The sequence below is a fragment of the Bacillus sp. cl96 genome (assembly GCF_900100505.1).
GTDB classification, from domain to species: Bacteria; Bacillota; Bacilli; order Bacillales; family Bacillaceae_G; genus Bacillus_A; species Bacillus_A cereus.
This window is the reverse complement of sequence record NZ_FNDM01000009.1, coordinates 38,162-53,989: the sequence shown is the minus strand read 5'-3', so window position 1 is coordinate 53,989 and position 15,828 is coordinate 38,162. Positions and strand designations below refer to the sequence as shown.

Genomic DNA, 15,828 nt, shown 5'->3' with positions numbered 1-15,828 from the left:
AAATTCTTTACTATAACATGATATGCATATAGATATTTTTTGGACTAGTTATTTATATAGGTTAATGGAATTTAATTACATAACTACTGAAACATTTTAAAGGAAAACAATTTGAGAAAGAAATGGTATGAATAGCTGTTGGCTCCTATTGTTGTTTTTTTCGTTTGACAGCACAGTTAATTATGTATATAAATTCAATATAGATTGTTTTTATAATATGGTTTATATGGGGTTTTCTTGATAATATAATGTGGAATATTATAGTGTTATTAGGTTATTAGGAACATTTAATGCTGTTTCATAACTGAAAGGTAATTGAAAAAAAACTGAAACTTTTCTCATAAAAATTCAATCTAACTTGAAAAATGAAAGGAAAATGAAATTTTCCAAAAGATATTCTTTGTTAAGATAAAAAGCATACATACAAAAAGTATTGACATATCTTAAAAATGTATTTTCAAGATATAGTGGGGGAAAAGATGAGATTAGAAAAACAATTAATAAAAAAGATGTATTATGAAACATTCCTAATGGAGAATGAAACAAAACCAACTCTTGACGTACTTGGACAAGCTTATGTAAACGAAGAAAAAAATGAGATTTCTGATGGGTCTTATATTCGTTTTGCACAAGGTGAATTTTATTATCGTCATCAAGATTTTGAAGCAGCTATTTTTAAATGGGAGAAGGTTAGTAATGAATTAGCACCATGGGCACAAAAAAATATTGCGGATGCTTATTTCGAACTGAATCAGTTATCATTTGCTGAAAATATTTATACTTCTATTACTACTGATAATAAAATATTGATGACCGAAATTAGACTACAATTACTTTCTCTTTACATTGAGCAAAATAATTTTGACTCAGCTTTCGGTGTTATTAAAGAAGCAGTTTCTTTAAATCCTGATTATCCGAATGTCACAAAAATTGCCCGTTCCTTTTATGAGGAACAGCAAGATTTTGATAGTGCAGTAGAGCTTGCTGTGAATGAGTTAATTCGCATAGAATCGTATCCTTGGTTTGAGGTGTTAAAAGGATATATCGATAAAGGGTTTACTAAACATATTTCACCAGACTATTTTTATGATGCATTAGCTACATTAAATAATGTAGATCAAGTACAATTTACGCAAATGGTTTCATCACTCTGGAACAGTTATAAAAATGAAAAAAATTACTTATTGTGGCTTAACACAATAAATGAATTTTTCTTACATATTGAAATACATTCGTCCGATATATGGAACAAAGTTTCTGCTCTTTACGAAGAAACGTACTTTGCATTAATTCAAGGTCAATATACGCTTAGACAATTAAACGATATCATACCAAATCTGTTAGCAAATTGGTTAAAGGTAGTCAATCCATCTTATGCTGTATTTCCATCTGCAGCTGTATTGGCATGGGATGAGATTTTCCCTTCCAAAATAGATTCAGCAAATATAGAACATGCGGAAAACTTACTGTCACATTCTATTAATCATGTAAATGGCTTAGAGTACAGCTTACACCTTTTTGAATCTATTACACAGTGGGCACAAAAGCAGAATATAGAAATAGGTCACCGATTTAAATGGTTAGTTGACGAGCTCGCAGATTTAAGAACAAATCGTATTTTAGTAACGGGAACTTCAGGGAACGGAAAAACTACATTTATTAACTCTATATTAGGAGAAAATATATTAGAAAAATCAATTTCAAATGTAGTAGTTTTAAAAAATGATGCTCATATAGAAATAAACGCTATAACAGACTCAGCAATTACAACAACGGAAGATGTCTCTGATTACCATAATATGATGTCTCAGCACCATCAAACATATAGAGATAGAGCGTGTGTTGAATTTAAATTACCATGCAGATTTTTAAATGAAAATAAACTTACATTTGTAGTGACACCTGGCTTTAATAGGAATAACGACACTAGAGATGAGATATTTGAATATTTAAATTCTGTAGATGAATTACTGTTCGTATTGAATGCGGATTCACCTTTTACTGATAAAGAACGTGACATTCTATTAAGTATTCAAGAACATACGCCAAATTTACAAATTCATTTCTTATTAAATAAAATCGATAACATTTACAGTGAAGCAGAAGTGAAAAGGGTATTACATGATACGGCAACGAGAATAAACACATATTTCCCGTATGCGAGAATTTTCCCTTATTCCTCGTTATATACAAGTAGTCAACAATTAAATGATTTAACTGAGTTTATTCATTTTAACTTTAATCATAAAAATATCGATGCAGAACGTACTGAAAAGTTATTATTTTTCATTCGAAAAACAATTACATATCTTTTGGATAAACGTGTTGAGAAAGAAAATAATCTGGTGGATGCTATTAATTGGAATGAAGATATGCTAGTGAAACTAAACGGTAGCATTAATAACCTTACTACATTTGAGAGGGAAAAAATTCATTTCATTACACAATCATATCGTTCAATGAAGACTGAAATTACAAATGATCTTACTGAAAATATTCCGAAGATATTAAAGAGCTGTTCTAATTTAATTAGTGAAGAAAGTGATTTCGGGCACATGGATACGGAACTAAATAAAGCAATGAATGAAAGAGTGCATAAATATTTAGAACAAACTGTGTTACCTAATCTGGCTCTTTCTATGCAAAATTGGATTGCAACTTCTAATAATGAGCTTCTTCAAAGTCAAACGTATTTAGAAGAACTTAGTGAAGGGCTTAATTCACTATTTGGAGAAAATAGAATACAGTTAGAATGTGACTTTAAAGTGCTTGATGACTGGCGCAGAGATACTGACAGGATGACGACTAGAATACAAATGGATGAAGTAAATATTTTACGTCGATTTACGCCAGCACAATTTTTACTGAAAAGTGCCGGTAAATTGTTTGGAGTTCTTCCTAAAAATAAATCTATGCTATATAACAAATACAAACAGTATGTAGAAAATGAAGATTATACTGAAGTAACGGCTTCTATTATGAAGAAATTTTTCTTGCAATTTGAGCTGTTTGAAAACACACAAGAGCGAGATATTAATATATTCTTTAGGAATCCATTTAACTCCTTAAAGCAAGCTGTAGAAAACACGCATTTAGAAATACAAGAAAAACAAGAGATATTACATAAGATGAAATCAAATCCTGAAATCTATCACGATTCTATCATGCTCTTTGAATTGAGATTGCGTCAATGTGAAGTGATTTTAAATATAGGTGATGATAATACTTTTGCGGATGTAGTTTTAGAAACAAGCGTAGAATAAAAAATCTGATGTGTTATAAGAAAGTAAAAAGGAGCAACTGTAATAAGTTGCTCCTTTTTCATATAGATTATTTTTCTGTTTCTTTAATTTTAGTTTGTACTTCGCCAGTTTTAATTTTATTACTTTCTGAGAAACGTAATAAATCGCCTTCAATAATTTTGTCAGACATTCGTAATTCATTTTGTGCACGTTTAATGAGGGTTTGAGCTTCTTTTTTTGGTAAATCTACAATTTCACCTGTTATACGGTCGTAGAAAGTGTTGTTTTTGTATGCATACTTATCTGTAACGAAGCTACCATCACGTAAAACAACAAAGCCAGTATATTCATCTGAAAACATATCATGGCCAAAACGGATATCATTCGTAGTATCAATCCCAAGTAAATTTAGAATAGTAGGTTTTATATCAATTTGTCCTGTAGGCTTTGAAATCGTTTCACCTTCTGTTTGGCCAGGCATATGAATATATAAAGGTGTACGTTGTAAATTCAGAGTATCAAATTCTGTTATTTGATCTTTTTCTAAAAACTGTGCCATTGCACGATTATGTTTTTCAGAAATGCCATAATGATCACCATATAAAACAATAATAGAATCATCATACATTCCCTCAGCTTTTAAACGCTCAATAAATTTTTTAATTGATTCGTCTAAGTAACGTGCTGTTACGATGTAACGATCAAATACGCCATTACCAGAGTTGTATGGTTCAATGAATTTTGTATCTTCATCATACGTAAATGGATAATGGTTTGTTAAAGTAAGGAAACGAGCATAGAATGGTTGATTAACAGTTTTTAATATATCTACTGATTGATCAAAGTATTCGATATCTTTTAATCCCCAATTTAAATTTGTTTCTGGTGTAATTTTGTAATCAAGCTCATTATAGTAACGATCATAACCAAGAGCAGAGTACATGATATTACGATTCCAAAATGTTGCGTTATTCGCATGAAATACAGAAGTGAAATAACCTTGCTGACGTAAAATTTCTGGAGTTGCAGTATAATCATTGTTACCGTGTGTAAAGAATACAGCTCCTCGATTTAATGGATACAACGACGTATCGATTAGAAATTCAGAATCAGATGTTTTCCCTTGACCAGTTTGATGGAAAAAGTTATCAAAGTAATAACTTTCATTTATGAATTCATTTAGGAATGGTGTAACTTCTTGCCCGTTCACTGATGCGCCTATTAAGAAGGTCTGCAAGGATTCAAGAGTGACGACAATTACGTTTTTTCCTTTCGCTGCACCAAACATATTAGGGTTTGGCTCGCTTTGATTTGCTTTTACGTAGTTTTCAGTTTCTTGTAATTTACTACTATCAGCAAGTGCTTTTTGTGACCCAGCTTTTACTTGCAGTGTTAAGTCATATACTTGGTGAGTATATAAGCCTAAATTTTTGACAAGCATGACTCGGTCGAATGATCTTGTTAATAATTCAGGGCGCTCTTTTTCTGCAAGATGTAGATTCGCAAAGAATACACCAATCGTTAAAAGAAAGTATAACAAGCGCGTAGAATGAGTTACACGTTCTGTTTTAAAGACCAATGATTTCTTTTTTAATAAAATAAAGAAGAAAACAATGTCTACGAATGCGAGTATAATTTTGTAGTTTAATATTTCTATAATACTGCCGCCTAATTGGCCGAAGTTTGAGGTTTGTCCAAGTACTGGTAATGTAACGAAATCACTATAAAAATCATAGAACATTACATTTCCAACAAGCACGATTGTTAATAAGAAATTAATACAGAGCGCTATATAATTTCGCTTTTCACCAGTTGCAAATAATGCTAATCCAACAAATGCTAATGATGCGGCTAGAGGGCTAATAAACAAAATGAGCTCTTGCGTTGAAGACTCGATTTTTAAATCAAAACTGAATCGCGTAATAAGATATGTTTTTAACCATACCGCTAAAGCCATTATTATAACAAAACTTATATTTTGCATTTGTAAATTTATTTTGTTCTTCATTTTTACACCTTCTTTATATAATTTATTTAACTAAAGTTATATATTATGTTTTTATAACTATTAGAGTGTAATGAACCATTTAGACTTTGTTTTCTAAAGGGAATAATTTGAAGTATTCATATATATACAATGGGGATTTTTAAAGCGTAGTAGCATAAATATAACTCTTTTTGAGAAACGGGCAGAACAAGTCATAGTTGTAGTGAAATTGACTTATAGACATCCTACCATATTAAACACTATGATGATGTTACAAAATATCGAACAAATAAAAGTGAAAATGGATAGAGACTTTTAAAACTGTTGACATTCAATTTATTAGAATTGAATGTCAATCGTTTTAAATATACAGTTATATTACATATGTATTTTGTAAAATCCCGATTTTTTGTCGGTTAATTATTAGCAGGGAAGGATAGGGGGTTTATTAATATAATTTTACTATATGTAAGTAAAGTGTTTTGAAATTGAAAATATTTGACTGACATTTTAATGATAGAAATTAAATGTCAGATAAGTACTTTCCAACATACAGACCACTTGCAGCTGCTTGAGATAATGAATGCGTAACGCCTGAACAATCTCCAATTAAAAATAGCCCATGTATACTAGTTTCAAAATGATTATTAATTTTTATCGTAGGAGCATAGAACTTTCCATCAATTCCATATAGTAAAGTATGTTGATCAATAGGTTCTTGTATAAATTGTTCTAAACGTAATAAAAATTCTTTGAGCCCTTCAATATATAATTGAGGAATTTCTTGATTCAAATCTCCATAATCCCCCTGTAGTGTAGGCTGTATACGGCTATGTTCCATGCTGTTTTCCGCCGTAGGTTGTTTCTTTAGTAAGTCCTCTAAGCGCTGTATAACAATCCGATCTCGTCCTTGGTTAATGCCTTTAATAATTGAACTTGCGTATACATTTGCTTCTTTGAGAGTTGGAAAATAGCTAGGAATAAATAAAGTGAAATTTAAATTAGAAGTGCCAGTTCCTTGCTCTCGAAAATTTTGACCGTCAGGCATAACTAAACCTTCTTCGTACTTTCGAATGATGCGTCCTTTTGGATTCATACAGTAAGTAGTTGCTGTGAAATGCTCACCTTGATAAGAAAGTTTTGTTTCAAAAGTATCTTTTAATATAGAACGTAATTGATGTTCTTTCATTTCTACTCTAATTCCTAAATCTACACGTGTTTGCTCCTGAGAAATATTTAGGGAACTGCACATTTCTTTTAACCAATCGGCCCCAGAGCGCCCAGTTGCAAATACTAGTTGCTTAGTTTGAACTGTTCCTTGATTTGTATCTATTGTAAAATGATCTTCCTGTTTCAGAATATGTTGTACATCTATATGAAATTGAATCTTTATTTTCGTCAGTAAAAATTCATAGAGCTGCTGAAAAATGTTACTGGAAAGTGTAGTACCAAGATGTCTTACTTCTGTTGTTAGCATTTGTAAACCACACGCTTCAGCTCTCTTAGTGAGACTTGAATTTTCAGTAGAATATTTTGAAACCGAACTTCCACCAAACTGACATAGAATTTCATCTACTTCAGCCATGAGTTGTAAAAAACCCTCTTTACCGACTTTTTTCTCAAGTTCTCCGCCAAATCCGTTTGTATAATTAAATTTCCCTTCAGATTTGCCTAAACCACCAAACCCGAAATATTTATCACATGTAGTACAATTACACACTTTTCCTTCGTCTAAAGGACAATGGCGATCTTCTAGCGCTTTACCTTTATCAAGAATTAAAACTTTTTTGTTACTTTTAGCTAGTGAATAAGCCATAAAAATGCTACTTACTCCAGCGCCGATAATCGTAACATCATACATATTCTTCCACCTGCTAACGAATAGTTTGTTTTTTATTTTTCTAGTGTATAACAATTTTATGAAGTTAAGAAATAGCTTTTATTAATAAAGTGGGAGTTTTTGAACTTGATGCTTTATTAATTTCTACGAGTGGTGGAGTAAATACAAAAATTTTTATTTGAAAGAAGAAACAGTTTAAAAAATAACTATGTCATATGATTAATAACATCTTACATAGAAAAAAACAGACCTTTTAAGTGAAGAGGTCTGTTAATGATTTTAAATCTTATTTAGCAAAAACATGATTACCAATTACTGCTACTGTTTGACGTGTCGTAATCCACTTGTCCGTTGATGTTTTTGGATTGTAGAAATAAATCCAGTCTGAATCTACTCCATTTGTGGAGATAGCCTCTTCTACAGCCATTTTTGCTTCTGCACTTGCAGGTTGATTAATTCTTCCATCTGTAACAGGAGTAAATGCATATCCGTATTTAATAGGTTCATAAATAACGCCTGTTATTGTATTTGGAAAACCTTTTGCATTTACACGATTTAGTATAACTTTGGCTACTGCTACTTTTCCTTTATAGGATTCGCCACCTGCTTCAGCGGTAACTAAGCGTGCCATTAAGTCTTTTTCTTTTTGTGAAATACTTGAGTTGATTTTTAAATGTTGTCCTGTATAAAGCTTGTTTCCGACTGTATTGTTCATTTGTTTTATAGATTGGACAGTGACATTGTAACGCTTTGCTATCGTTTCTAATGAATCTCCCGGTTGTACTTGATAAATAATTTGTTCAGAAATGTTCGCAGGCTTGGCATTTTGAGGAACAGTGATTTCATTTGATTTCACGGACCCTGGAATATGTAACTGTTCGCCAATAAAGGTTTTATCGTTTCCTTTATTATTAGCCTGTTTAATGGATTGTATTGAAACTCCGTATTGTTTACTAATGCCCCAAAGTGTATCGTTCTTTTTTACTGTATGAATGGTAGAAGCTTCAGCTGTACTTTGACTACATACGAATGTAATTGCGGCCGCAGATAAAGGAATTATATGTTTTATTTTTAGTAATTTCATTGTAAATCCTCCTAAGAAAAAATTAAGGTGAAACGATTAAGTAATGTAGTTTGAAATGTGTATATGCGTAATATATTAATGTAAGTATATTAGCACATATAAAATAAATAATCACTATAAGTTTCATATTCGTTTAGTGTAGAGTCAGAATATGAAATATTGCATATGAAAATACATTGAAGTTCATATTTCTGATTACTATAATCTATTTAGTAGAAAGGGAATACGTTATAGAATTAATCATTATAGATTAATATAATGATTAATAATTATTAATAGGAGGATTGATGTAATGAAAATATTTCAAAAAATGTGTGCGTCAACTGTAATCATTACAACACTTTTAGGAACAGGAGGCACTATCAATAGTGTATATGCTGATTCTATAGAACAGCAGAGTAAATTAGGGATAGAACAAGAAACAGATAAGCAAATCATTGTAAAATTTAAAGCGGATTTGGATTTGCCATATGAAGATGGTATTGAAAAACAAATACAATCTCAAACGAATGATAAAATAATAAAAGATCTTTTGACAGAATATCCAGATGTAACATTTACTCGTTTATTCACATCTGTAAGCCCGGAACAAATACAAAACCTTGAAGTGAAAGCACCTAATCATGTATCTACAAGTCTATTAAACTACTATATTCTTCAAAATCAAAATAGTGGGTATGAAGAAGAAATAGTAGATAAGTTAAAGGCATCTTCTTTAATAGAAGATGCGTATATGAAGAAACAAGAGAAAATAATGCCACCTGAAGTGCAATCATCAAGTGTAGCTCTTAATCCTAATAACAATCCTAGATTTAAAAAACAAGGTTATCTTGAAGCAGCCCCATACGGTATTAATGCGCCTTTCGCCTGGGGAATTCAAGGCGGTAATGGAAATGGTATTACTTTTGTTGATATGGAATACGGATGGCTATTAAATCATGAGGATTTATTACATCAAAATATTGAATTAATGTCTGGAAGAAATATAGATCAGCATGTCGGTCATGGGACGTCTGTACTAGGAATTGTATCCTCTGAGGACAATGAAGTCGGGAATATTGGGATTGCGCCAAAAGCGAAAGCAAAGGTTATCTCTCAAATAAGAGATAACGGACAGTATAATACGGCTGATGCAATATTAAGCGCTGTAAATCAGTTAGAAGCTGGGGATGTTTTATTATTAGAGGCGCAAGCATCCTTTGATGGATATGGTGATAAATATTTACCTGTTGAAGTACAACCAGATATTTTTGATGCAATTCGTGCTGGTACAGATAAAGGGATTGTAATTATAGAGGCTGGAGCAAATGGGTGGAATGATTTAGACCAGTTCAAAGATAGAAAAGGTAAGCAAGTCTTAAATCGTAATAGTAAAGATTTTAAAGATTCGGGTGCAATTATGGTAGGCGCTGGCTCTTCATCTTTCCCTCATGAACGTATGTGGTTTTCGAATTATGGAAGCCGTATTGATGTGTACGGATGGGGAGAAAATGTAGATACAACTACAGCTGAACAAAGTAGAAGTGCTGTAAATCTATATACTTCAAGCTTTAGCGGAACATCTAGTGCCTCGCCAATTATTGCTGGGGCAGCGACTTTAGTACAAAGCATTGCTAAAGAAAATTTAGGACAACCATATAGACCTAGTGAACTAAGAGCAATATTAAGCAACCAGAGCACAGGAACAAAATCTAAAGATCCATATGCAGATAAAATGGGTGTTTTACCAGATTTGAAGTCTATACTAGTAAACTTAGGCTATGAACAAAGAAAACCAAACGGTGGGAATGAATTACAAGTAACAGAAAATGAACCAAATAATGAGCCTAGACAGGCAAATAAAGTTAACTTTCATACACCGGTGAAAGGAATGCTACATAATAGTGATAGAGTAGATGTATTTACTTTCCAAATTGACTCGCCGGAAAATATTAATATTTCTCTACTAAATGAACAAAATATCGGAATGACATGGGTACTTCATCATGAATCAGATTTAAATAACTATGTAGCATATGGTGAAAATGAAGGCAATGTAGTTAAAGGAACTTATAATGCAAAGCCAGGTAAATATTATTTATACGTCTATAAATATGAGAATACAGATGGTTCATACGTATTGAACATAAAATAAGTAAAAGGAACTTCAGATGAAGTTCCTTTAAATTTTTCTAATTTAGTATATGTGAATGATTTTTTAACTTTACTTCTATGCAATATTTCATATTGATGAAATGTTATTTATTTTTTCTGAACTAGCTTATATTATATTCAATAAGTTTGATATAAAAACAGAAAAAGAGAGGGATAATAATGAGCAATAAGAAGTTAATTTTGAAATTATTCATATGTAGTACAATATTTATCACATTTGTATTTGCTTTACATGATAAGCAAGTAGTTGCAGCTAGCTCTGTTAATGAGCTTGAAAATTGGTCGAAATGGATGCAACCTATACCTGATAATATCCCGTTAGCACGAATTTCAATTCCAGGAACACACGATAGTGGGACGTTCAAGTTGCAAAATCCGATTAAGCAAGTATGGGGAATGACGCAAGAATATGATTTTCGCTATCAAATGGACCATGGAGCTCGCATTTTTGATATAAGAGGACGTTTAACAGATGATAATACGATAGTTCTTCATCATGGGCCATTATATCTTTATGTAACACTGCATGAATTCATAAACGAAGCGAAACAATTTTTAAGAGATAACCCGAGTGAAACGATTATTATGTCTTTAAAAAAAGAGTATGAGGATATGAAAGGGGCAGAAGATTCATTTAGTAGTACGTTTGAAAAAAATTATTTTGTTGATCCTATCTTTTTAAAAACAGAAGGAAATATAAAACTTGGAGATGCTCGTGGGAAAATTGTACTACTAAAAAGATATAGTGGTAGTAATGAATCTGGAGGATATAATAATTTTTATTGGCCAGATAATGAGACGTTTACCACAACTGTAAATCAAAATGTAAATGTAACAGTACAAGATAAATATAAAGTGAGTTATGATGAGAAAGTAAAATCTATTAAAGATACAATGAATGAAACGATGAACAATAGCGAGGATTTAAATCATCTATATATAAATTTTACAAGCTTGTCTTCTGGTGGTACAGCATGGAATAGTCCATATTACTATGCCTCTTATATAAATCCTGAAATTGCAAACCATATAAAACAAAAGAATCCTGCGAGAGTAGGCTGGGTAATTCAAGACTACATAAATGAAAAGTGGTCACCATTATTGTATCAAGAAGTTATAAGAGCGAATAAGTCATTAATAAAAGAATAAAGATGATGAGAGTGAGAAGCGATAAAATATATCGCTTCTTATTTCTTTTCCAATAACCAACAATATAAATTGTACTTTTATAATAGAAAAAAATAAAAACATAAGATATAATCATACATATAAAATTTGTACCTATAAATTTTATATGTATGATCGAATTTGATTTGTTGTAATGAAATGGAGGTATATACTATGAAGTTTCCACATGATTTTTTATTCGGAGCTGCTTCAGCTTCTTATCAAGTAGAAGGTGCATGGAATGAAGATGGAAAAGGTGTTACGAATTGGGACGAGTTTTCAAAAATTCCTGGCAAAACATACAATGGAACAAATGGTGATGTAGCTGTTGATCATTATCATCGATATAAGGAAGATGTTCGCTTAATGGCTGAGATGGGATTAGAATCGTATCGTTTTTCTATTTCTTGGGCGAGAATATTGCCGACTGGAGATGGAAAGGTAAATGAAAAAGGGATTGAATTTTATAACAACTTAATTGATGAATGTTTAAAATACGGGATTGTGCCGTTTGTCACTTTATATCATTGGGATTTACCATTACCGTTAGAAAAAGATGGTGGATGGACGAATAAAAGAACAGCAGAGGCTTTCGTAAAATATGCAGAAACTTGTTTTAAGGCATTTGGTGACAGAGTTAAGCATTGGATTACTTTTAATGAGACCGTAATGTTTTGTGGATTAGGTTATTTAAAAGGTGCACATCCACCAGGAATACAAAATGATGTTCCAAAGTATTTTCAAGCGACTCATTATGTATTTTATGCACACGCGAAAACAGTTGCGGTGTACAAGCAGCTGAAACAATATGGTGAGATTGGGATTACACATGTTTTCTTACCAGCTTATAGTGTGGATGATCAAAAAGAAAATATACAAGCAGCAAATCATGCGAATGAATATGAAACGTATTGGTATTATGATCCAATTTTAAAAGGCGAGTATCCGTCTTATGTTGTACAACAATTAAAGGAAAAAGGATGGACTCCTAATTGGACGGTTGAAGAATTAGAAATCATTAAACAAAATGCAGAAGAAAATGATTTTATTGGCTTGAATTATTATCAACCAATACGAGTAGAAAGATACGATATGGATATAAAGAGTGAGGAACATTCTCGAGAAAACTCAACGCTTGCTCCAGGTAACCCTTCTTTTGATGGTTTTTATCGAACAGTTAAAATGGATGATAAAACATATACAAAATGGGGATGGGAAATATCTCCCGAAGGTTTCTTAGAGGGATTGCATATGTTGAAAGCGCGTTACGGTGACATAAAGATGTATGTAACGGAAAATGGACTTGGTGATGAAGATCCAATCATTGACGGAGAAATTGTAGATGTTCCGAGAATTAAATTTATTGAAGCGCATTTAAAAGTAATGAAGCGTGCAATTGAAGAGGGAATTAACTTAAAAGGTTATTATGCATGGTCAGTGATTGATCTTTTAAGTTGGTTAAATGGATATAAAAAGCAATATGGCTTTATTTTTGTCGATCATAATGATAACTTAAAACGTAAGAAGAAACTTTCGTTTCATTGGTATAAACGTGTGGTCGAAACGAGAGGGGAAGAGTTATAACAGATAAAAGCGTATTTTAGGAGAAAGTGTATGAGTGCAAAGTATAAACAAATTGCAGATGTGTTAGAGCAAAACATTCGAGATGGGCTTTTTAATGAAACGAAAAAACTACCTACAGAAGAAGCGTTGATGAATCGATTTGAAGTAAGCCGTAATACGATACGTAAAGTAATTAGTCAGCTTGTGAATAGAGGTTATATTTTTCAAGTGCAAGGTAGTGGCATGTTTTTACGCGAAACTTCTGTAACAGATTACATTAATTTAGGAAGTTTACGTGGATTAACGAAAAATCTTGTTTCACAAAATATTGAAACGAAAGTGTTAGAGCTGGAAGTAATAGATGCGGACGAAGAGATAGCAAAGCGGATGCAATGCGAAGCTGGAACTAGGTTGTATTTTTTGAAGCGCTTAAGAATTGTAGATGCTAAACCATTCTCTATTGAAGTAAGTTATTTCAAAAAGGATATTATTCCATATTTGAACGAAGAAATAGCATTAAGCTCTGTATACAGTTATTTCATTGAAGATTTACGATTAAATATTGGTTTTGCTGATAAAGTTATTAGTTGTGAAAAAGTAAATAAAGAAAATGCACAGCTTTTAGAATTAAATGAAGGTGATCCGGCGCTTCTTATTGAAAATACAGTGTATCTTGTAAATAGAACAATTTTTGAGTTATCTCAGTCGATGTTTCATTATGAAAAGGCGAAACTTTTAAATCGAATTAATTTTAAATGAAAAATTATCGTGTGAAAAAAGCAACTGGTCCTAAGTGATCAGTTGCTTTTTATTTTTTAAGTGGATGAGCAAAAAAATATGAAAGTGGTTGGTCCGCTTTTTGTAAACATCTATTATGATAAGAGAAGAAAGGTAGTATGTTATCGACGTTTTAAAGAGGAAGGTTTTTATGTAAGTTCTTTAATTAAAATAGATGGGTCTTAGAGAGGTGAAAAGACAATGAGTTTTGCAATTTCCCTAGTCGTTATTATTGTAATTGTATCGCTATTTGGGACTGTACTAGTTGCAAGAAACGTGGAGGAGAATTACGGTAAGTCTACAAAAAGAAATGTGAAAAACTTATCTGCAATCTATATTCTTCTTCTTTTTGTTCTACTGGCCGGGGTAACATGGTACGTGGTAATGATTTAATAGTTTGTAAAAGAACTGAAATGAGAGTATGAAGTTGGAATTTCAGAAGCTATTGAGTAATCAGAAAGAGAACCATTTTGGATATATCCATTTACGGATAAGAAAATGTGACTAATTAATACTATTTTTACGGTGAATACTGTTAGTAAAAAATGAGGATAGTTCGTTTTGAAAGGAGGAAACTAGATGGAATGGAAACCAAATCGTGCAGATAAGACACCTGTATATAAACAAATTGCGGATTATATTGAAAGAGGCATTTCTTCAGGTGAATTTCCTTCTGATAGTAAGTTACCTTCTGAGCGTATGTTAGCAAAGGAATTACAGGTGAACCGGAGTACAATAGTAGCTGCGTATGAAGAATTAAAATCACTTGGAGTAGTAGAACGGCAAAAGGGAAGCGGAACACGGGTCAATACAGACATATGGGGTGTCTCACATAAACGAATACCGAACTGGGGTAGGTACGTGGAGGATGGATCGTTCTTACCTAACGTACCACTCGTTCAACAAATTCGAACGGAAACACAAAAAGATGATTTAATTAATTTAGCAAGCGGTGAACTGTCACCAGAATTAATTCCAAGTGATAGATTTCGAACAATTTTGTCGGAGAAAACATTTATGGAAAACCTCGGTTATGATCATCCACTTGGAAATGAGATGTTGAGAAAAACAATTGCAGCACATGTTCAGCAATATAAACAAATTGAAGCAGATTCAAGCTCTATTCTTATTACGTCAGGAGCACAACAGGCGCTTAATCTTATCGTTCAATGTTTATTAAAACCTGGCGATGCGATAGCGATTGAAGATCCTTCGTATTGTTTTTCGCTTCCAATGTTTAAATCGGCCGGTTTAAACATATTTCATTTACCTGTTGATGAGCATGGAATGAATCCAGATGACTTAATCGATTTGCACAAAAAGCATCGCATTCGTATGGTGTTTTTGAATCCAGATTATCAGAATCCGACGGGGACTGTGCTTTCATTAGCGAGACGTAAAAAAATTTTAGAACTGTCTTCTGAGTTCGGTATACCAATTGTAGAAGATGATCCGTATAGTTTAATCTCTTTTAATGGAGAAGTGAACCCGACATTAAAATCAATGGACCAAAATGGAAATGTTCTTTATATAAGTTCATTATCAAAAATTGTTGCATCAGGATTACGTATTGGATGGATAATTGGTCCTACACGTGTAATTGAGCGTTTAGCAGATGCAAAGCAACAAGTTGATTTTGGCCATAGTGTATTTACGCAGTGGGTAGCAAATCAATTTTTAGAATCAAAGGATTTCCATAAACATATTACGATACTTCGTGGACAATTGAAGCAAAGAAGAGATGTATTAATTGCAGAGCTTGAAGGAACATTGGGAGACCGAGTTGAATGTTTCGTGCCAGAGGGTGGAATACATGTATGGTGTAAAGTGAAAGGAAAGTTTGATGAATATCACTTATTAGGTGAATCTATACAGAATGGTGTCGCATTTGTTCCGGGCAGTGTTTTAGGTTCGAAAAATGAATATATACGATTTACGTTTGGTAGAGCGAATATAGAACAAATTCAACTTGGAATTAAACGGTTTGCCGACACGCTAAATGAGATTTCATAAT

10 protein-coding genes are annotated in these 15,828 nt (G+C 32.3%); 7 read left to right on the top strand and 3 right to left on the bottom strand.

What is annotated here, in order from left to right:
• The first annotated feature begins 479 nt into the window (after positions 1-479).
• Positions 480-3,263, top strand: a complete 2,784-nt coding sequence (locus BLT20_RS19305; RefSeq protein WP_001235307.1) for a dynamin family protein — start codon at positions 480-482, stop codon at positions 3,261-3,263.
• Positions 3,264-3,330: 67 nt separating this feature from the next.
• Here the strand turns inward: BLT20_RS19305 and BLT20_RS19300 are convergent, their stop codons facing one another.
• The 3 genes from BLT20_RS19300 to BLT20_RS19285 all read right to left on the bottom strand — a co-directional run bounded on the left by BLT20_RS19300 (position 3,331) and on the right by BLT20_RS19285 (position 8,153).
• A complete protein-coding gene (locus tag BLT20_RS19300; RefSeq protein ID WP_000791031.1) occupies positions 3,331-5,250 on the bottom strand; it encodes an LTA synthase family protein in 1,920 nt (639 codons plus the stop codon).
• A 502-nt stretch (positions 5,251-5,752) separates the two neighbouring features.
• Positions 5,753-7,090, bottom strand: coding sequence for an NAD(P)/FAD-dependent oxidoreductase (locus tag BLT20_RS19290; protein ID WP_000272405.1), 1,338 nt, complete (start codon positions 7,088-7,090; stop codon positions 5,753-5,755).
• Between the two features lie 265 nt (positions 7,091-7,355).
• Positions 7,356-8,153 (bottom strand): cell wall hydrolase, encoded by a 798-nt coding sequence (locus tag BLT20_RS19285; RefSeq protein ID WP_000771005.1) that lies wholly within the window; start codon positions 8,151-8,153, stop codon positions 7,356-7,358.
• Positions 8,154-8,445: 292 nt separating this feature from the next.
• On the opposite strand from BLT20_RS19285, the gene BLT20_RS19280 reads away from it, so the two are divergent.
• From BLT20_RS19280 to BLT20_RS19255, 6 genes are all read left to right on the top strand, one after another.
• The gene (locus BLT20_RS19280; protein ID WP_000689196.1) at positions 8,446-10,287 is read left to right on the top strand and encodes a S8 family peptidase; all 1,842 of its coding nucleotides are present in this window, start codon (positions 8,446-8,448) and stop codon (positions 10,285-10,287) included.
• A gap of 179 nt (positions 10,288-10,466) precedes the next feature.
• Positions 10,467-11,456: a phosphatidylinositol diacylglycerol-lyase gene (gene plcA, locus BLT20_RS19275; protein WP_000066288.1), complete on the top strand. Its 990-nt coding sequence runs from the start codon at positions 10,467-10,469 to the stop codon at positions 11,454-11,456.
• 192 nt (positions 11,457-11,648) lie between these two features.
• Positions 11,649-13,058, top strand: coding sequence for a glycoside hydrolase family 1 protein (locus BLT20_RS19270; RefSeq protein WP_000671629.1), 1,410 nt, complete (start codon positions 11,649-11,651; stop codon positions 13,056-13,058).
• Positions 13,059-13,088: 30 nt separating this feature from the next.
• Positions 13,089-13,796, top strand: a complete 708-nt coding sequence (locus BLT20_RS19265) for a GntR family transcriptional regulator (RefSeq protein WP_001274913.1) — start codon at positions 13,089-13,091, stop codon at positions 13,794-13,796.
• 219 nt (positions 13,797-14,015) lie between these two features.
• Complete coding sequence (locus BLT20_RS19260) at positions 14,016-14,207, top strand: hypothetical protein (RefSeq protein WP_073339754.1); 192 nt, start codon at positions 14,016-14,018, stop codon at positions 14,205-14,207.
• A 186-nt stretch (positions 14,208-14,393) separates the two neighbouring features.
• Positions 14,394-15,827, top strand: coding sequence for a MocR-like pyridoxine biosynthesis transcription factor PdxR (locus BLT20_RS19255; protein WP_000454965.1), 1,434 nt, complete (start codon positions 14,394-14,396; stop codon positions 15,825-15,827).
• Position 15,828: the final 1 nt, after the last annotated feature.